This is a genomic window from Phytohabitans maris, from assembly GCF_031085175.1.
GTDB classification, from domain to species: Bacteria; Actinomycetota; Actinomycetes; order Mycobacteriales; family Micromonosporaceae; genus Phytohabitans; species Phytohabitans maris.
In genome coordinates this window covers 98,615-116,426 of the sequence record NZ_JAVHUY010000004.1, presented here as the reverse complement: position 1 = coordinate 116,426, position 17,812 = coordinate 98,615, and the positions used below count along the sequence as shown (strand labels likewise).

Sequence of the window (17,812 nt, the reverse complement as noted above, 5' to 3'; positions counted from 1 at the left end):
AGCCGGCGCGCTCCCACGCGACCGGTCGCCACGCCGGGACCCGCGATGACACGCCCCGCCGGGCACCACACCGGGCGGCACGAGGGCCGGCACCGGGCCACGACCGGCGCGCATCGATCGAAGGAGGCACGTTGAGCGAGTTCAGCCCGGCCTGGCTGGCGTTGCGGGAGCCGGCCGACGCCGACGCCCGCGCGGTCGAGCCGCTGGACGCCCTGCGCGAGCACCTGGACGGCACCACCCGTCCGGTGATCCGCGACCTCGGCGCCGGCAGCGGCTCGATGGGGCGGTGGCTCGCGCCGCGCCTGGGCGGGCCCCAGCACTGGGTGATGTACGACCGTGATCCCGCCCTGCTCACGCTCGCGGCGGCCGGCATGGCCCCGTACCCGATGGTCACGGTCGAAACGCGGCAGGGTGACGTGGCCGGCCTGACCGCGGCGGACCTGGCCGGCGCCTCGCTGGTCACCGCCTCCGCGCTGCTCGACCTGCTCACGGCGGAGGAGGTCGACGGGCTGGCCGAGGCGTGCGCCGGGGCGGGCTGCGCGGCCCTGTTCACGCTGTCGGTGGCGGGCCGGGTGCGGCTCTCCCCCGCCGACCCGCTCGACGGCGAAGTTGAGGCCGCCTTCAACAACCACCAGCGCCGCGTCCACAGCACCCGTAGGCTGCTCGGGCCGGACGCGCCGGGGGTGGCGGCGGAGGCGTTCACGCGGCGCGGCGCGACCGTGCTGGAGAGTCCAAGCCCGTGGCGGCTCGGCCCCGAGCGGGCCGCGCTCACCGCGGAATGGCTGCGTGGATGGGTCGGCGCGGCCGTCGAGCAGCAGTCCGAGCTGGCCGAGCCCGCCAAGGCGTACCTGAGTCGCCGCCTGGACGCGGTCGCGGCCGGCACCCTCCGCGCGGAGGTCGACCACCGCGACCTTCTCGCCCTACCCGGCTGAACTTTCCCCAGGGTCCTCCCGTACCTGTGGAGGAAGACCTCAGCGAGGGAGAGCTGCGTGGCGCGGTCGGTGTGGGCCTGGGTCAAGGTTGTCGGCGGGTTGGCCATCCTGGCCGCGCTCGTGTGGCGCCTGGGCACCGGCGCGTTCCTCGACGGGTTGTCCGTGATCGACGGCGGCACCCTGCTCGCCGCGATCGGCATCGGGCTGCTCACCACCGTGCTCAGCGCGTGGCGGTGGTGCCTGGTCGCCCGCGGCCTCGGCATCCGCCTCCCGCTGCGCGGTGCGGTCGCCGACTACTATCGCGCGATCTTCCTCAACGCCGCGCTGCCCGGCGGCATCCTCGGCGATGTGCACCGCGCTGTCCACAACGGCCGCGACACCGGCGACGTCGGCCGCGGTGTGCGCGCAGTCGTCCTCGAACGCACCGCCGGCACCGCCGTCTTCGTCGTCGTCGGCCTTTCCGTGCTGCTGGTGCTCCCCTCGCCGATCGTGCCCCGCACCCAGCTCGTCCAGGCCGCGGCCGCCGTCGTGCTCGCGGCCGCTGCCGCCGCCGCGCTGGTCGCGTGGGCCCGCCGGCGGGGTGCGTCGCTGGTCACCCGAGCCCTTGGTACGGCGGCCGCCGACATCCGGCGCGGCCTGCTCGCCCGGCGCGTGTGGCCGGGAATCGTGGCGTCGTCGGCGGTGGTGGTCGCCGGGCATCTGGCGACCTTCCTGGTGGCGGCGCGCGCGGCCGGCTCGACCGCCTCGTTCGCCCGGCTGGCGCCGCTGATGCTGCTCTCGCTGCTGGCGATGCTGCTGCCGCTCAACGTCGGCGGCTGGGGTCCGCGCGAGGGCATGACGGCGTGGGCGTTCGGCGCGGCCGGCCTGAGCCCGAGCCTCGGCCTGACGATCGCCGTCGTGTACGGCGTGCTCGCCTTCGCCGCCAGCCTCCCGGGCGCGGCGGTCCTGCTGGTGCGCTGGCTCCGTCCACCGGCGCCGGTCGGGCAGCTGGGTCCGATCGAACAGCTGGGTCCGATCGAACAGCTGGGTCCGATCGAACAGCTGGGTCCGGCCGAGCGCGTGCCGCCGGTCCGCGCCGCGGTCCCCGTCGGGTAGCGCCGCCTTCCGTTTCGGCGAATCACCGGGCGGTCGGCCAACGCCTCCACTCGGGACCGCTCTCGTGTTCCGCTTCCTCCCAGTGGCCCCGCCGCTGCCGCGCCGGCGGGACGTCGGTGCGCTGGTTCGACCAGCCCGGGCTGACCGGCGTCCGGCTCCACCCGGGCCCGCGGTCGGCGTCGGGATCCGCGTCGCGGAGCGGCCTGCGGTCGGGGTCGAAGTCCGCGTCACGGAACGGTCCGCGATCGGGGTCGAAGTCCGCGTCACGGAACGGCCCACGGTCGGGGTCGAAGTCCGCGTCGCGGAACGGCCTGCGGTCCGGGTCGAGATCGGCGGGGTGGAGCGGTCCGCGGTTGGGGTCGAGGTCCGGGCGCAGCGGCACGCCACCGAGCACCTCGCCGGACAGCGGCGTGCCGGGCAGCCCGAGCCCGTCCGCGCCGAGCGGCCGGTTGTCCGGCAACGTGAGCGGAGCGCCACCGCCCACCGTCACGGCGGCCTCCTCGCGGGTGGCCGCGCGCCGCCACCGGCCGGCGCTCGCGACGGCCAGGAGCAGCGCGGCGCCGACCACCATCGCGGAACCGGTACGCAGCGGCGTCTCGAGATCGGCCTCCCGGCCGGCGAGGGACATCCGCCCGGGCAGCAAGTTGAGGACGGTGTCAGGATCCGCGAGCAACGCCAGGAAACTGCCCGTGTATACAAGTCCGGTGAGCACCGCGCCGGCCGGCGAGACTCGCAGGGTGCCCAGGAGTCCCAGCAGCAGACCGGCGGCGGCGAGGCAGAGCGCGGGACGGATGAAGTCGCCGCTCCGGAACGCGCCCGCGGACTCCTCGTTGAGGAAGGCCTGGATCGAGCGGTCCTGCCCGTACGCGAGCAGCACCCAGGCGAGCGGCGCGATGACGGCTGCGGCGATCAAGGTCCAGAGGTGTCGCATGCCGGCCACCGTAGTGCCATCGATATAGGGCGGTACCAGGCGAAACGCGTGGTGGATCTCCGGTTTCGCGGCTGGTGCGAACATCCCGCGCCGGGTGTAACGCGGACGGCGCGCCGGACGCCCTTGCGTCTGCGGCCGGACTGCCGCCGGCGTCTGGATCATGCCGCAGCGCTACGTCGCGCGTCCGCGGCCGCGTGGCCGGGGCGTCGTGGCCGGGCCGCGGTGCTCGCCCGCCTTTGGGCCGCGTAAGCTCGCCCGCCTCTGGGGTGCGTAAGCTCGCCCGCCTCTGGGGTGCGTAGGTCCGCGAGCCCGTGGGGCGCGGACGCCCGCGGGCGATCGCCGCCGTCCGGGTCGCCCCGGCGGTTTCCCATGGGGGCGGCTCGCGTTCAGCCAGGACGGCTCCCCGCTGGTGCGGCCGGCCGCGCTGGGTGGGGCGCCGCTGGGCTCAGCCCACCCTGGGAGAGCCGCGGCCGGCATCCTTCTCGAACCGCTCGGAGAGCGCGTACCGCAGCAGCACCACGTCGCCGATCTGCCGTACCTCCACGAGCGCCGCCCGCCGGTCCGGCCCCCACGGAAACGCACCGTCGCCGACGAACCGGGGCGCCCGCGAGTCCCCGACGAAGAACGGCGCGATCACCAGGTGCAGCTCGTCCACCAGCCCCGCCGTGAGGAACTGGGTGTGGACGCGCCCGCCGCCCTCGACCATCAGCCGCCGTACGCCGCGGTCGTGCAGGTCGGTCATCACCCTGCAGAAGTCGACCGGCTCGCCGGCGTCCACGACGGTCGCCGCGTCGGCCAGCCGTTCACGGGTCTCGTCCACAGCCTCGCTGGCGCAGTACACGAGCTTGTCCACATCGCCGGCCTGGAAGAAGTCGGCGGAGGGGTCAAGTTTGCCACCGCCGGTCACCGTCACCTTGACCGGCGTGGGATGCAGGCCGCGAGCGACCCGGTCCGAGCGGCGTTCGGCGGAGCGCACCAGCAGCCGTGGGTTGTCCAGCCGCACGGTACCCGCGCCGACCATGATGGCGTCACAGCTCGCCCGTACGTCGTCCACTCGGTCGAAGTCGGCGTCGTTGGAGAGCAGCAGCCGCTTCCCGCCCGCGTTGTCCAGGTACCCGTCGATGGACATGCCGCAGCTGAGCAGGATGTACGGCCGCTCACCCACTGATCGAGCCTCCTCGAAGATGTGTTCACAGATGAACACGGATGGGAAGGGTGACCCGATCACGAACTTACCTGTGGATACAGCGCGCTGCCGCCGAGCGGCCGCGACCCTGTGGAGGGAGGAGGCGCTGGCCCGCCCGCTGATCGCGGTGCCGGCGGTGCCGCGGGTGTGGTCGGGGCATCCGGCGCGGTTCCCAGTGCCGCGCAGGGCGCCCCGACCACCAAGGGAAGCTCCGTGAGGGCGCGAACCTGGGCCACTGGTGGCTGCGCCAGGGAGGCGGTGCCGCCGAAGGGCGTTACAAGCCCCGGCCCGGCACCAGGCGCCCACTCACCACGAGCAGGTTGCGAACAAGATCCCCCACGGTCTCCCCACGACCCCAACCGGGCTTTCCGCCGTGCCAAACGAATGTACCGGCGTTCCGTGACGGCAGACCGACGGATATCCGACACGTTCTCATGTTGCGAACGACGCCCTCGAAGCGATGCCCCGGCGCCGGCTCGTGCTCCGCACGCGTACCGGTACCGACCGCGCACAGCCAGCGAACGCCGCCCTCGACCGGCGGTCCGCAAGCAGGTTGTTCATCCACAGGCCGCCTTCGGTCGTGCGCGGCCACGGCGACCCACCGGCCGGCGACCGGCGCGGAAAGAGGGCGGCCTACCCGCCTGTGGTCGCCCACTCGGCCGCCGCCATCTCTCGCCGCGACGCGTTCAGCGCGTCGATCGCCGCGCCGACCCGGCGTTCCTCGAACGCGAAGTGGGAGTCCATGATGGCCGCGAGCCCGTCGAGCTCGCCCACGAGCATCGCCGGATCGGCCGCGCCGGCGACCAGCTCGTCGACCCGGCGCAGGAGGCCGGCGATCAGCCCGTGGTCCTCGGCGAGCTTGTCGATCGTCGGCGCCAGCTCGGGAAACTCCCGCCGCAGCGCGGGAAAGAGCCCGCCGTCCTCGCCGGTGTGGTGCCTCTCCAGCGCCGCGCAGAAGCCGGCACAGTGTCGCAGCAGGTCAGAGCCGGCGGGCGGGCCGACCGGACCGCCGGAGAGCACCTCCTGGCGCAGCGCGTCGAGCCGTTCACGGAGAGCCTGGTGGGTGCGGGTGAGCTGGATGCTGAGCGCGACGGCGCGGTCGGGGACGACCAACGTCGGACCTTCCCGTTGGGCGCCTCCATGCCTGACGCTGCCCGCCACCGGCACGCGACGCTGACTGCGACCCTAACAAGGGATGTGGACGGCGAACCTGACGGCGCCGTCAACTTCCGGTGCGTCCGGTGGGACGCTTGGGGCGGGCCCGAGGCGGGTACCGCTGCGGTATGCGCGCACTCGTCATCAACTGCACCCTGAAGCCCAGTCCGGCCGCCTCCAACACCGAGGCGCTGGCCCGCGTGGTCGCCGACGAGCTGGGGAAACGCGGGGTGGAGGTCGAGTGGGTACGTGCGGTCGACCGCAACATCCTGCCCGGCGTCAGCACCGACATGGGCGCGGGCGACCAGTGGCCGCAGATCCACGACCAGCTCCTGCGCTCGGAGATTCTCGTCATCGCGACGCCAACCTGGCTGGGTCACCCCTCGTCGGTGGCGCAGCGGGTGCTGGAGCGGATGGACGCGATGCTCTCCGAGACCGACGGCGACGGGCGCCCGGTCGCGTACAACCGCGTGGCCGGCGTGGTCAACACCGGCAACGAGGACGGCGCGCACCACGTGATCAGTGAGATCTGCGGGGGGCTTGTGGATATCGGGTACACCGTGCCCGGCCAGGCGTGGACGTACTGGCATCTCGGGCCGGGGGCCGGACCGGACTACCTGGACGACGAGCGCGGCCACGACTGGTCGGCGAAGACCGGGCGGGCGATGGCGGCAAACCTGGTGACCGTCGCGCGGGCCCTGCGAGCCACCCCGATGGGCGCGCCGCCCGGCTGACCGGTGACTCAGTCCACAGTGTCCATCACGTAGTCGTCGTCCGGGTCCTCGTGGTGCCGTACGAAGTTGACACCGGGCTCAAGTAAGCGGCGCGCCTCCCCGGCCTGGTCGTCCGCGTACAGGTGAGGTGGAGCGCGGCCTTCGCTGTTAAGAATTGTTGACACCATGTCGGAGCTGCTTTACCTTCATAGTGTCAAGTTTTCTGTACACGGGAAGGACCGGCCATGACCCCGAGAACGCTCGCCCGCACGGCGGGCCTGCTCTACCTGATCGTGGCGGTGACCGGCGGCTTCGCCGAGCTGTACGTGCGCTCGGGCGCGCTCGTGCCGGGCGACGCGGCCGCCACCGCCGCCAACATCGCCGAGTCGGCCACGCTCTTCCGGGCCGGCTTCGCCACCGACCTCGTCAACATCACGTGCGTTCTGCTGGTCGGCCTCACGATGCACGCGCTGCTCAAGCCGGCTCCAGCGACACCGGCCCTCGCGACACCGGCCTCCACCACGCCGGCCCACCATGCGCCGGACACCTCGGCGTCGGAACCAGCCCGCACTGACACAGCCACTCCGGACTCCGTCCAGGTGGAGACCGCGACGCCGGACTCCGGCCGGACGGAGACTGCCACGCCGGACTCCGGCCGGACGGAGACCGCGGCGGTGGACCGATGAGGGCGGTCGTGCGGGAGTCCTACTGCGACCCCGACGCGCTCCAGGTGTGCGAGACGGAAATGCCGGCGCCCGTCGCGGGCGAGGTCCTCGTCCGGGTACGGGCCGCCGCCGTCGACCACGGCACCTGGCACACGATCACCGGCCTGCCGTTCGCGGCGCGGATCGTGACCGGCCTGCGCCGACCGCGGGTGCCGGTGCCGGGGCTGGACTTCGCCGGCGAGGTGGCGGCGGTGGGCGCGGGCGTCACCCGGTTCCGCCCCGGCGACGAGGTCTTCGGCTCGTCCGAGGGTGCGCTGGCCGAGTACCTTCGAGCGCCGGTGGACCGCCTGGCCGCCAAGCCACCTGGCATCAGCTACGCCCAGGCCGCCGCGATCCCGGTCTCCGGCTGCACCGCCGTCCAGGCGCTGCGCGCCGTCTCCGTCCAGCGTGGACAGAGTGTGTTCGTGCTGGGCGCGGGCGGCGGCGTCGGGACGTTCGCGGTACAGCTCGCCAGCGCCGCCGGCGCGCACGTCACCGGTGTGTGCGGCCCGGCCAAGGCCGAGCTCGTCCGCAAGCTCGGCGCCGACGAGGTGGTCGACTACACCCGTGGCGACGCGCTGGGCGGCGCCCGGCGCTGGGACGCCATAGTGGACACCGCCGGCGGCCGCCCACTGCGACGGCTGCGCCGGGCACTCGCTCCACAGGGGACACTCGTCATCGTGGGCGCCGAGCCGGCCGGCGGGAGCGGCGGCGGCCGGATCCTCCAGGGCACGCAGCGGCAGCTGGCGGCGATGGCACTGTCGCCGTTCACGAGGCAACGGCTCGTCCCCCTGCTCTCCAAGGTCACCCCCGCGGACCTGGAATCGCTGCGCGCGATGGCCGCGGACGGCAGCCTGACGCCGGTCGTCGACCGCACGTTTCCGCTGGTGGAGGTCCCGGCCGCGATCCGCTACCTCCGCGCGGGGCACGCCACCGGCAAGGTGGTCGTCACCATTTGAGGCGCGGTGCGGGGGAATGAAAGTTGACCCACGCCTCACCTTGCGCCACCGGCGAACCCGGACGGGCCGCCGAGTCACCCCGGACAGGCCAACCCCCGGCCCATCGACGGCACACGCGGGCGGAGTGCCGCACCGCCCGGGTCGAGGGCCGATTCACGGAGTCGGGTGGACAGACGAGCCATCCACAACCGCCCACGGGTCAGGCCCAACCCGGCGCAGTCCGGCACCACACGGGATTCGGGGACGATCACGAGGCGGGCGGGAAGTCCGCGAGGTAGCGGCTGAGGTGGGCGGCGCCGTCCAGCAGCGCCGCCGACCGGCGGGTGAGCTGGGCCTGGCGGTCGGCGACGGCCTCGCGCAGGGCGTCGCTGCTGCCGGTGCGGCGCAGTCCTTCGAGGATGGGGGCGATCTGCGGCAGGGGATACCAGCTCTGCCGCAGCATCCGGATCATCCGGGCGTCACGGACCTCGGCCGGGCCGTAGCGGCGGTAGCCGGTGATCCGCTCGCGGCGCGGCGAGAGCAGGCCGGCCGCCTCCCAGACCCGCAGGGCCGAGGGCCGCACCCCCAGCTCGGCGGCGAGCTCCCCCACGCTCAGCTCCGATCCGGCCTCGACCGCCGCTGGCCCACCGCCACCCGCACGGCCGGCGCCGAAGGCACCGCCGCCGGCGGCGCTCACACCGCCGGCGTCCACAGCACCGCGCCCATGCACAGGACCGCCGTCCACAGCACCACGCACATCCGCAGGGTCTGCACCCACAAGGCCACGGCCACCCACAGCGACACCATCCACAGCGCCGCGAGCCGGGAGAGAAGACGCCACAGCACCACCGCCAGCCACAAGACCGCCACCAGCCGCAGCACCGCCACCAGCCACAGGGCCGCCAGCGGCCACGAGGCCGTCGCCAGTCGCAGGCGCGGGACCATCGGGGGCGACGGACGCAGGGCCGCCAGGGGCGACGGGCGGACCAGCGGCAGCGGACGGAGGCGCGGCGGCCGAAACTGGCGTGGCCGCTGAAACGGGCGCGGCGGATGAACCGGCGACCGCTTCCAGGGCGGCCGCCGTCGTGCGGAGAGCGGCGCGTTCGGCGTGGAGGGTGGCGTGGCCGGCGTCCACGAGGGCGAGGGCGTTCGCGACGTCGCCGGCCAGGAGCGCGCGCATGATGGTGCGCGCCGCCTCCGGGCCGTGCCCCGCGGCCAGCGCGCGGTAGGCGAGCACCGCGCGGAGGTGGACCTCCTCGAACGTGCGGTAGCCGCTCTCCGTGCGGGGCACCGGGGGCAGCAGCCCGGCCTCCTCGTAGTTGCGGATCTGCTGGGTCGACACGCCCGCCGCGCGCGCCAGGTCGACCGTCCGCATCTCACCGTCTCCTTCCACACCGTGTTGAGGGTTTAAAGAATGGATCATCAGCTCCGGCGACAGAGTGTGGCCCTTATCGAACGGGGAAACCCTGCCGGGCATCGAGCCCAGCATACGAGGCAGGTTGGAGAAAAAGTCTCTACAGGAAGTTCAATGAGAAACTTGAAGGTATGGAGTGGATCACCGTTACCGGGGCTCGGCTGCACAACCTCAAGAACGTGACGCTCGCCGTGCCCAAGCGCAAGCTCGTCGTCCTGACCGGTTTGTCAGGGTCGGGGAAGTCGACGCTCGCCTTCGACACCCTGCACCGGGAGGGGCAGCGGCAGTACCTGGAGTCGCTCGGCATGGTCACCGCGTTCGTGAGCAAGCCGGCCGTCGACTCGATCACCGGGCTCTCGCCCTCCATCAGCATCGACCAGCATCTGACCAACCGCAGCCCACGCTCCACAGTGGGCACCGCGACCGAGGTCTTCACCTACCTGCGCCTGCTCTGGGCGCGCATCGGCCACCGCCCCTGCCCGGCCTGCGGCGCCGACGTGCCGCCGGCGTACGACGTCGCCAGCGAAGACGACTGGGACGAGGCGGCCACCGACGCGCTCCCCTGCCCGCACTGCGGGGCACCCGTGCCCAACCTGGTGATGGGCCACTTCTCGTTCAACAAGCCAGCCGGCGCCTGCCCCACCTGCACCGGCATCGGCACCGTGCACCGCGCGGACGCCGGCCGCATCGTGGACGAGTCGCGGAGCGTCGACGGCGGCGCGGTGCTCGGCTGGCCGCGGGTCCTCACCGAGCACAACATCGGCGTGCTGCGGGCCGCCGCCCGCCACTACGGCTTCGCGTTCGCCCCGGGCACGCCGGTGAAGGACCTCGCGCCGGCCGCCCGCGACCTGCTGCTGCACGGGGTCGGGAGCGCCGAGTTCGACCGGCACTTCCCGGACACGCCGCCACCCGCCACGGCCGGCAAGGGGCGCTTCGAAGGCGTCCTGACGAACGTGCTGCGCCGGTACGCGGACCGGGTCGAGGACGCCGCCTACCGGGAGAAGATGGAGCAGCTGCTCACCACCGAGACCTGCCCCGACTGCGAAGGCACCCGCCTGCGGGCGGAGAGCCGCCGGGTCACCGTCGCCGGGCTGTCCATCGTGGACGCCGCCCGGATGCCGCTCGAAGAGCTGGCCGCCTGGATAGCGGGGATCGGGGACAACACCACGAAGCAGGAGCACGCCTTCGCCGAGCCGGTCATCGCCGACCTCCGGGAACGGGTGCGGCGCCTGGTCGACGTCGGCGTGGAGTACCTGACGCTCGAACGCGGCACCCCCTCCCTCTCGGCCGGCGAGGCGCAGCGGCTCCGGCTCGCCGCGCTGCTCGGCTCGGGGCTCACCGGCGTGCTGTACGTGCTGGACGAGCCGACCATCGGCCTGCACCCGGCGGACACCGAGCGCCTCGTCGAGGTGCTGCGCCGCCTGCGCGACCTCGGCAACACCGTCCTGGTCATCGAGCACGACCTCGACGTGCTGCGCGCGGCCGACCACGTCGTCGACGTCGGCCCCGGGGCCGGGCGGGACGGCGGGCGGATCGTGGCCACCGGTACCCCGGAAGAGGTCGCCGCCACCGCGGGGTCGGTGACCGGCGACCACCTCGCCGGCCGGCGGACGGTGCCGGTGCCCGCCACCCGGCGGGCGGCGAGCGGCCGCGCCCTGGTCGTCCGCGGAGCGAAAGCCCACAACCTCAAAGACGTCACGGTACGGTTGCCGCTCGGTCTCCTCGTCGCGGTCACCGGCCCGTCCGGCTCGGGCAAGTCGTCACTGCTCCTCGACGTCGTGGACCGCGCGGCCCGGCGCCACTTCCACGGCGCCGGCGACCCGCCCGGCCCGCACGACGGGATCGACGGGTGGGAGCACCTCGACAAGGTGGTGACCATCGACCAGCAGGCGATCGGGCGGGTGCCGCGGTCGAACGCGGCGACCTACTCGGACCTGTTCACGCCGATCCGGGAGGCGTTCGCGGCGACGGAGGACGCGCGCAGGCGAGGGCTCACCGCCGGGCACTTCTCGTTCAATGTCGCGGGTGGACGGTGCGAGCGGTGCACCGGCGCGGGCGTGCTGAGCGTGTCGATGCACTTCCTGCCCGCGGTGGAGGTGCGCTGCCCGTCGTGCCGCGGCCGGCGGTTCAACCGCGAGGTGCTGTCGGTGCGGTACAACGGGCGCGACATCGCCGAGGCGCTCGACATGACGGTCGCCGACGCGCTCGATACGTTCGCGGAGGTGCCCGCCGCGGCCAGCCGGCTGCGGCTGCTCGCCGACGTCGGCCTCGGCTACCTGCCGCTCGGGCAGCCGGCCACCACGCTCTCCGGCGGCGAGGCGCAGCGGATCAAACTGGCCAAGGAGCTGGCCCGCAGGTCCACCGGACGGACCGTCTACCTGTTGGACGAACCGACGACCGGACTGCACCCGGCGGACACCGCACGGCTGCTCGGCGTGCTCCAGCGGCTGGTCGACGCGGGCAACACCGTCCTCACCATCGAGCACGACCTGGACGTCATCCGGGCCGCCGACTGGGTGGTCGACCTCGGGCCGGGAGGTGGAGCCGCGGGTGGCGAGGTGGTCGCGGAGGGGACACCCGAGCAGGTGGCGGCCAGCGGGTCGCGGACCGGGAAGTACCTGGCCATGGCAAGCTCAAGGCCATGAACGACAAGGTGGAGGCACGCTTCGAGGTCCTGGACGAGCGCTTCACGGGGTACGGCGGCGACGCCTTCCTCACCCGCCTGCACGCGGGCGGCCGCTGGCTGGAGGGGCCGGCCTACTTCGCCGCCGGGCGGTACCTCGTCTTCAGCGACATCCCCAACAACCAGATGCTGCGGTGGGACGAGACGACCGGGGCGGTGGGCGTCTTCCGCGCCCCGTCCGGGTACGCCAACGGCAACACCGTCGACCGGCAGGGGCGGCTGGTCACCTGCGAGCACGGCAACCGGCGGGTGACCCGCACCGAGCACGACGGCTCGGTCACCGTGCTCGCCGACCGGTACCGGGGCAAGCGGCTCAACAGCCCGAACGATGTGGTGGAGCGCGCGGACGGCTCGATCTGGTTCACCGACCCGAGCTACGGGATCGACAGCGACTACGAGGGCTACCAGGCGGAGAGCGAGATCGGCGCCTGCAACGTCTACCGGGTCGACCCAGCCAGCGCCGAGGTGCGGCTGGTGGCCGGCGACTTCGTCCGGCCGAACGGGCTGGCGTTCACATTGGACGAGCGCCAGCTGTACATCGTGGACACCCGGTCGAAGCACGTCCGGGTCTTCGACGTCACCGAAAACGGGACGCTGAAAGGTGGCGACGTCTTCGCGACCTGTACGGCCGGGAGCTTCGACGGCATGCGCCTCGACCACCGGGGCAACGTCTGGATCTCCGCGCACGACGGGGTGCACTGCTTCGCGCCGGACGGCACGCTCATCGGCAAGCTGCTCGTACCGGAGGTCGTCGCCAACCTCGTCTTCGGCGGGCCGCGCCGCAACGACATGTTCATCACGGCCACCAGCACCGTCTACACGATCCGGCTGAACGTGACCGCCGGCCGCTATCCGTGAGCAGGGACCCGCCGCCCCGGTCACCAGCCGGGGCGGCGGGTGGTCGGGCTACGGCGCCCAGGGCGCCGCGACGTTCCAGGTCGCGTCCGCCGCCCACGGGGTCGGCGAGTTCCAGGCGGCGCCGCCTGAGCCGTCGCTCAGCCAGACCTCCGCGTTCGCGTGCCGCAGGTACGAGCCGCGGTAGTTGTAGGACTCCAGCGACACCCCGCTCCCGGTCAGCCCGCTCCGCGCGCACCAGGTGGCGTCGGCCCGCAGCAGCGCGCTCCCGTCGTTCACCGAGTTTTGCACCCGCGAGTTGGCGTGGCGCAGGAACTGGCCCGGGTAGTTGACCGACTCGAACGAGTAGCAGCCGCCGTCGGCGAGGCCGGCCCGCACCGTGTACGTGGCGTCGTTCTTCAGCAGCGCCGGGCTGGCCGCGTTCACCACCTCGGTGTACGCGAGGCTGTCCCGGTGCCGCAGGTACCGGTCGGTGTAGCCGGGAGTGGTGACCTGGAACGAGATCCGGGCGTTCACCGGAAGCTGGACCCGGGCCGTGCTCGGCAGGGCGCGGGAGGCGTTGACGAGCGCCTGGTTCGCCGCCCGCACCCGGGCCTGGTCCATCTTCACCACCTGCCGGTCGTAGGTGAGGAAGCCGTTCAGCTCCCCCTCCAGGTCGGTGATCTCCGTGTACACGGCGGCGCTCAGCCCTTTGCCGATCATCAGGTTCTGCACGCCCTGTACGAGCCCCACGTAGCGGTTGGTGAGCGCGGTCGAGTCGGGCTGCCACTCGTACGCGAAGAAGCCGCCGCTCGGGCTCCACTCGTGTCCCGGCGTGTGCAGGCCGAGCCCGCCGAACTCGCCGAGCACCGCGACCCGCGAGGCGGACGGCAGTGGCGAGGCGGGGCCGAGGTACATGTGCCAGTCGTCGATGTCGCCGTTGCCCGGGTTGCCGAGCGACTGGCAGCAGTTGTAGCCACTGTGGACGTTGACGAGGCGGGTCGGGTCCTGCGCCTTGACCGCGTTGCCCACGCGCTGGGTGTCGGCGAGGGCCCGCTCGCCCCAGCCCTCGTTGTAGATCGTGTACGCGACGACCGCCGGGGAGCCGCGGTGCTCGTCGACGATCTCCCGCGCCTCCGCCTCGAACTGGGCCTGCTGGGCGTTGTCGGCGTTGACGTCCTGCGCGGTCAGCGACGGGATGTCCTGCCACACCAGCAGTCCGAGCCGGTCGGCGTGGTAGAACCAGCGCTGCGGCTCCACCTTGATGTGCTTGCGGACCATGTTGAAGCCGAGGTCCTTGTGCTTCTGCAGGTCGAAGGCGAGGGCGGCGTCGGTGGGTGCGGTGTAGACGCCGTCCGGCCAGAAGCCCTGGTCGAGCGTGCCGGTCTGGAAGACGAACTGTCCATTGAGGAGCGGGCGGAGCACGCCGTTCACCATGCCGACGCCGATCTGCCGCATGCCGAAGTAGTGCGTGGTCTGGTCGACCTGCGCACCGGAGGCGTTTCGCAGGGTCACCCGCAGGTTGTAGAGGAACGGGTCGTCGGGTGTCCAGCGGCGGGCGTTCGGCACCGGTACGGCGAACTCGGCGAAGCCGCCGGTGGCGCTGCCGACGGCCGTACCGCCGTTCAGTGCCTCGGCGAGCACGCTGTGCCCGGCCACGTCGCCGCGGGTCAGGACGCGTACCCGGATCGTGTTGTCGGCCAGGTTGGGGCGCAGGTCCACGCCGCTGATCGACGACACCGGGGTCGGCTCCAGCCACACCGTCTGCCAGATGCCGGAGCTCGGCGTGTAGAAGATGCCGTTCGGCGTCTTGGTCTGCTTGCCGATCGGCGGGAGGCTGCCGTTCTGGCGGGTGTCGCTCGGGTCCCACACCTTCACGACCAGCTCGTTGGTGCCGCCGCCCAGCTGCGGTGTGATGTCGAACGTGAAGGCGTCGTAGCCGCCGCTGTGCGTACCGACCTGGGCGCCGTTGACCCACACGGTGGCCTGCCAGTCGACGGCACCGAAGTGCAACTGCACCCGCCGGCCGGACCAGCCCGCCGGCACCGTGAACGTACGGCGGTAGAAGAGGTAGTTGCGGTTGTCGTTCGCCGCGCGCATCACGCCGGAGAGGGCGGACTCGACCGGAAACGGCACGTTGACCCGCTCGGGCAGGGTGGTGTTGAACTGCGGGGCGTCGTTGGTGGTCGACTGCCGCAGCTGCCACTCGCCGTTGAGGTTGAGCCAGTCGGGGCGGGTCATCTGCGGGCGGGGGTACTCCGGCAGGGGGGTGCCGTTGAGTGCCTGGGCGGTCCAGGGGGTGGTGAGCGGGGGTGTCTTCGCGGGGGCGGCCTGCGCCGGCGATGGGACCGCCAGCAGGCCGGCGACCAGGATGATGGCCGCGAACAAGGGTCTCATGGGCGTCCTTAACGAAACGAGCCTCAGAGGATCGACCAGTTGTGGTCGGGGGTGCCGTTGTCCTGGTACTGCTCCACGTTCGCCGAGTCCGACGTGGACATGCCGTGTACGGCCAGCACCTTGCCGGAGTGCCGGTTCTGGATCCGCAAGGTACCCGGGCCGCCGGCGACCACCCGCAGCCGCCACTCGTGGTCGGCGGTGCCGTTGTCGTCGTACTGCACCACCTGCGCCGAGTCGGCCGTGGACATGCCGTGTACGGCCAGCACCTTGCCGGAGTGCTGGTTGCGGATCCGGTACCACCCGTCGCCGGACGGGAGGAACGTCCAGACGTGGTCGGGAGTACCGGTGTCCGCGTACTGCTGCACCCGCGCGGAGTTCACTGTGGACATGCCCTCCACCGCGAGCACCTTTCCCGAGTGCCCGTTCAGGATCTTGACCGGGCCGTCGGGTACGAGCCGCCACTCGTGGTCGGCGGTCCCGTTGTCGTCGTACTGCACCACCTGCGCCGAGTCCGCCGTGGACATGCCGGCGACCCCGAGCACCTTCCCAGAACCGAGGTTGCGCAGGCGGAAGTGGCCGTCGCCGCTGTCGACGAGCTGCCACCTCTGGTCCGCCGTACCCACATCGGCGAACTGCTGCACCCGGGCCGAGTTCGCCGTCGACATGCCCTCGACGGCCAGCACCTTGCCCGAGTTGGCGCACTGGAGCTTCACGAAGCCACCGCCGGCGTCGAGGATCCGCCAGAGGTGGTCGGCCGTGCCGTTGTCGGCGAACTGGACCACGTTCGCCGAGTCGTCGACGGACATGCGGTCGACGCCGAGCACCTTGCCCGAGTGCTTGTTCCAGATCCGGAAGGCGGCACCCGGGCGCCGCCACGCGCGGGTGCCGCCGGTCTGCGGGAAGCTGGTGACCCGGAGCCGGGCCGCGCCCATCGGGACGAGCGTGACCTGCTCGACCGGGGCGGTCGAGGCGACCGGTCCGTCCTGGAGCGGGGCGGCGACCCGCTGCTGGTCGGCCTGCCACGCGGCGATCCGCTGCCCGCTCGCGGTGAGCAGGACCGGCGCGTTCGCCACCGTGAACGGGTCGGTGAGGCTGCCGCCGGTGGTGACCGCGATCGGCACGCCGGGCACGAGCCCGTAGTTCCACGGCGAGCCGGCGTGCACGTCGTACTCCGGGAACTGGTCGGTGCCGCCGGTCCGCACCCACTCCTCACCGATCCGGAGCGAGAACGCGAGCGCGCCATAGTGGACGGAGACCGCGTTGTGCTGGCGCGGCCAGGTGCGCACGACCGGCCGCATCGGCAGCCGCAGCGTGATGGTGTCGCCGTCCTGCCAGGTGCGGTGGACGGTCACGTAGCGCGGCCCGGGTCCGGCGGCCACGACCGCGCCGTTGATCCGCAGCTCGGGGTCGAGGCACCAGCCCGGGATCCGCGCGGAGAAGGGGAAGCCGACCGCCGAGGGTGTCCGCAGCCGGAACGTGACCGTGTCGGTGAACGGGTAGCCGGTCTCCTCGGTAACCGTGACGGGGACGCCGGTGCCGACCCGGGCGGTCACCGTGGACGGGCCGAGCAGCGCCGCGCAGAGGCCGCCGTCCGGTGTAGACAGCCACATCTCCTCCACGTAGTACGGCCAGCCCATGCCGTAGTTGTGCGGGCAGCAGCGGTACTGGTCGACGCCGGCCCGGTACGACTGCATGGCGAACGCGTTGCTGTACTGCCCCTGCGTCTTGGCGGCGTTGTCGAGGTCGACGCTGTTGGCGCTGGTGACATAGTGGACGGCCCGGCCGGACGGGTCGAGCGCGGCCGGCAGCGAGTTGAACGCGAGCTCCTCGGTCCGGTCGCCCCACACCGGGTCGCCGGTGATCCGGGTGAGGATCTCGTGGCTGAGCATGTACTCGACGATCCCGCAGGTCTCGAAGCCCTGCCGCGGGTCGACCAGCGCGGGCCGCATGTTCTCGTCACCGGCGAAGCCGCCGCCCGGGAACTGCCCGTAGTCCCGCTGGATCGCGTCGTACAGGTCGTAGGTGGCGGCCCGGTCGGCGTCCACTCCGGACAGCACCCAGAACTGGGCCGGCTCGCGGAAGCCCTGGGCGACGTTCACGTTGTGGAAGTTGGGCAGGCCGCCGCTCCAGCTGGCCGCGTTGGCGTGGATCCTGCGCACCAGGTCGAGCAGGAACCCGTCGCCGGTGCGGTTGTAGAGCCAGTAGACGACGTCGATCGTGTCGCCCCACCGCCAGGTGCCCCAGCCGTCCCGGAAGACCGCGGCCGGCTGGGCGTTCGTGTACTGGAAGAAGCGGGTCAGGAACGCCTCGACCCGGGTGTCGCCGGTGTACTCGGCGTGCGAGCGGAGCGCGTGCAGCATCGGCATGTGCGGCCACAGGTCGGCGTGCCCGTTGAGCGACGTGCGCAGCGCGGAAGGGCCGAAGAAGCCGTCTGCGGCCTGGGTGGCGAGCACGCCCTCCATCCAGCGCCGGGCCGTGTCGAGGACGGTGGGGTCGCCGGTGACGTAGCCGAGGTCGACGAGGCCGCGCAGCCAGTACGGCACCTCCTCCCAGCCGCCCAGCGACGGGTCGGTCCAGCCGGTGCTCCCGTAGCGCAGGAAGTGGGAGGCCTGGTCGAGGCGGCCGTTGAGCCCGGTCACCTGGCGGGCCAACTGAGTGCTCAGCCAGCCCCGCGCCCGCACCGCGCCGGGTGGGAGGCGCAGATAGGCGGCCGGGCGCAGCGGCGCCCGGTTCACCGGGAAGGTACCCGCCAGCGGCAGCGCGGCCGCTCCCATCAGGAGCTGACGTCGATTTATGGACATGTCCGGATCCCTTCGGGTAGAGCTCCGCC

Annotated in this window: 15 protein-coding genes and 1 pseudogene; 7 read left to right on the top strand and 9 right to left on the bottom strand. The window is 72.7% G+C overall.

Annotated elements, in window-relative coordinates:
- The first annotated feature begins 131 nt into the window (after positions 1 to 131).
- Complete coding sequence (locus RB614_RS05500; RefSeq protein WP_308711253.1) at positions 132 to 932, top strand: class I SAM-dependent methyltransferase; 801 nt, start codon at positions 132 to 134, stop codon at positions 930 to 932.
- Between the two features lie 57 nt (positions 933 to 989).
- Complete coding sequence (locus RB614_RS05495) at positions 990 to 2,027, top strand: lysylphosphatidylglycerol synthase transmembrane domain-containing protein (RefSeq protein ID WP_308711252.1); 1,038 nt, start codon at positions 990 to 992, stop codon at positions 2,025 to 2,027.
- 22 nt (positions 2,028 to 2,049) lie between these two features.
- Here the strand turns inward: RB614_RS05495 and RB614_RS05490 are convergent, their stop codons facing one another.
- The 3 genes from RB614_RS05490 to RB614_RS05480 all read right to left on the bottom strand — a co-directional run bounded on the left by RB614_RS05490 (position 2,050) and on the right by RB614_RS05480 (position 5,257).
- Positions 2,050 to 2,958 (bottom strand): hypothetical protein, encoded by a 909-nt coding sequence (locus RB614_RS05490; RefSeq protein WP_308711251.1) that lies wholly within the window; start codon positions 2,956 to 2,958, stop codon positions 2,050 to 2,052.
- A gap of 445 nt (positions 2,959 to 3,403) precedes the next feature.
- A complete protein-coding gene (locus tag RB614_RS05485; RefSeq protein WP_308711250.1) occupies positions 3,404 to 4,123 on the bottom strand; it encodes a RibD family protein in 720 nt (239 codons plus the stop codon).
- Positions 4,124 to 4,777: 654 nt separating this feature from the next.
- The gene (locus tag RB614_RS05480) at positions 4,778 to 5,257 is read right to left on the bottom strand and encodes a hemerythrin domain-containing protein (protein WP_308711249.1); all 480 of its coding nucleotides are present in this window, start codon (positions 5,255 to 5,257) and stop codon (positions 4,778 to 4,780) included.
- 170 nt (positions 5,258 to 5,427) lie between these two features.
- Between RB614_RS05480 and RB614_RS05475 the strand changes: the two genes are divergently transcribed.
- Positions 5,428 to 6,033, top strand: coding sequence for a flavodoxin family protein (locus RB614_RS05475; protein WP_308711248.1), 606 nt, complete (start codon positions 5,428 to 5,430; stop codon positions 6,031 to 6,033).
- An 8-nt stretch (positions 6,034 to 6,041) separates the two neighbouring features.
- Here RB614_RS05475 and RB614_RS05470 read toward each other — a convergent pair whose 3' ends face one another.
- Positions 6,042 to 6,197: a hypothetical protein gene (locus tag RB614_RS05470; RefSeq protein ID WP_308711247.1), complete on the bottom strand. Its 156-nt coding sequence runs from the start codon at positions 6,195 to 6,197 to the stop codon at positions 6,042 to 6,044.
- A gap of 60 nt (positions 6,198 to 6,257) precedes the next feature.
- On the opposite strand from RB614_RS05470, the gene RB614_RS05465 reads away from it, so the two are divergent.
- On the top strand, positions 6,258 to 6,698 hold the full coding sequence (locus RB614_RS05465) for a DUF4386 domain-containing protein (protein WP_308711246.1): 441 nt from the start codon (positions 6,258 to 6,260) through the stop codon (positions 6,696 to 6,698).
- On the top strand, positions 6,695 to 7,675 hold the full coding sequence (locus RB614_RS05460) for an NAD(P)-dependent alcohol dehydrogenase (RefSeq protein WP_308711245.1): 981 nt from the start codon (positions 6,695 to 6,697) through the stop codon (positions 7,673 to 7,675). Before RB614_RS05465 ends, RB614_RS05460 begins: the two co-directional genes overlap by 4 nt.
- A gap of 247 nt (positions 7,676 to 7,922) precedes the next feature.
- On the opposite strand, the gene RB614_RS05455 is transcribed toward RB614_RS05460, so the two are convergent.
- The 3 genes and pseudogenes from RB614_RS05455 to RB614_RS44245 form a co-directional block, all read right to left on the bottom strand.
- The gene (locus RB614_RS05455) at positions 7,923 to 8,351 is read right to left on the bottom strand and encodes a MerR family transcriptional regulator (RefSeq protein ID WP_308711244.1); all 429 of its coding nucleotides are present in this window, start codon (positions 8,349 to 8,351) and stop codon (positions 7,923 to 7,925) included.
- Positions 8,348 to 8,542: a hypothetical protein gene (locus tag RB614_RS05450; protein ID WP_308711243.1), complete on the bottom strand. Its 195-nt coding sequence runs from the start codon at positions 8,540 to 8,542 to the stop codon at positions 8,348 to 8,350. The genes RB614_RS05455 and RB614_RS05450 overlap by 4 nt, the downstream gene beginning before the upstream one ends.
- 295 nt (positions 8,543 to 8,837) lie before the next feature.
- Positions 8,838 to 9,029: pseudogene (locus RB614_RS44245) on the bottom strand (MerR family DNA-binding transcriptional regulator); the annotation flags it as partial.
- A 170-nt stretch (positions 9,030 to 9,199) separates the two neighbouring features.
- Here RB614_RS44245 and uvrA point away from each other — a divergent pair.
- Both uvrA and RB614_RS05440 read left to right on the top strand, forming a co-directional pair.
- A complete protein-coding gene (gene uvrA / locus RB614_RS05445) occupies positions 9,200 to 11,713 on the top strand; it encodes an excinuclease ABC subunit UvrA (RefSeq protein ID WP_308711242.1) in 2,514 nt (837 codons plus the stop codon).
- A complete protein-coding gene (locus RB614_RS05440; RefSeq protein ID WP_308711241.1) occupies positions 11,710 to 12,609 on the top strand; it encodes an SMP-30/gluconolactonase/LRE family protein in 900 nt (299 codons plus the stop codon). The genes uvrA and RB614_RS05440 overlap by 4 nt, the downstream gene beginning before the upstream one ends.
- Positions 12,610 to 12,657: 48 nt before the next feature.
- On the opposite strand, the gene RB614_RS05435 is transcribed toward RB614_RS05440, so the two are convergent.
- Positions 12,658 to 14,982 (bottom strand): AbfB domain-containing protein, encoded by a 2,325-nt coding sequence (locus tag RB614_RS05435; protein ID WP_308711240.1) that lies wholly within the window; start codon positions 14,980 to 14,982, stop codon positions 12,658 to 12,660.
- Between the two features lie 23 nt (positions 14,983 to 15,005).
- Entirely contained in the window at positions 15,006 to 17,783 is a 2,778-nt protein-coding gene (locus RB614_RS05430) for an RICIN domain-containing protein (RefSeq protein WP_308711239.1), read from the bottom strand.
- Between the last annotated feature and the right edge of the window lie 29 nt (positions 17,784 to 17,812).

What these genes read in the sequence shown, in the direction of transcription:
- RB614_RS05490 (WP_308711251.1), bottom strand. Translation starts at nt 2,958, where the DNA reads ATGCGACACCTCTGGACCTTGATCGCCGCAGCCGTCATCGCGCCGCTC.
- RB614_RS05475 (WP_308711248.1), top strand. Translation starts at nt 5,428, where the DNA reads ATGCGCGCACTCGTCATCAACTGCACCCTGAAGCCCAGTCCGGCCGCC.
- RB614_RS05465 (WP_308711246.1), top strand. Translation starts at nt 6,258, where the DNA reads ATGACCCCGAGAACGCTCGCCCGCACGGCGGGCCTGCTCTACCTGATC.
- RB614_RS05460 (WP_308711245.1), top strand. Translation starts at nt 6,695, where the DNA reads ATGAGGGCGGTCGTGCGGGAGTCCTACTGCGACCCCGACGCGCTCCAG.
- uvrA (WP_308711242.1), top strand. Translation starts at nt 9,200, where the DNA reads ATGGAGTGGATCACCGTTACCGGGGCTCGGCTGCACAACCTCAAGAAC.
- RB614_RS05440 (WP_308711241.1), top strand. Translation starts at nt 11,710, where the DNA reads ATGAACGACAAGGTGGAGGCACGCTTCGAGGTCCTGGACGAGCGCTTC.
- RB614_RS05435 (WP_308711240.1), bottom strand. Translation starts at nt 14,982, where the DNA reads ATGAGACCCTTGTTCGCGGCCATCATCCTGGTCGCCGGCCTGCTGGCG.
- RB614_RS05430 (WP_308711239.1), bottom strand. Translation starts at nt 17,783, where the DNA reads ATGTCCATAAATCGACGTCAGCTCCTGATGGGAGCGGCCGCGCTGCCG.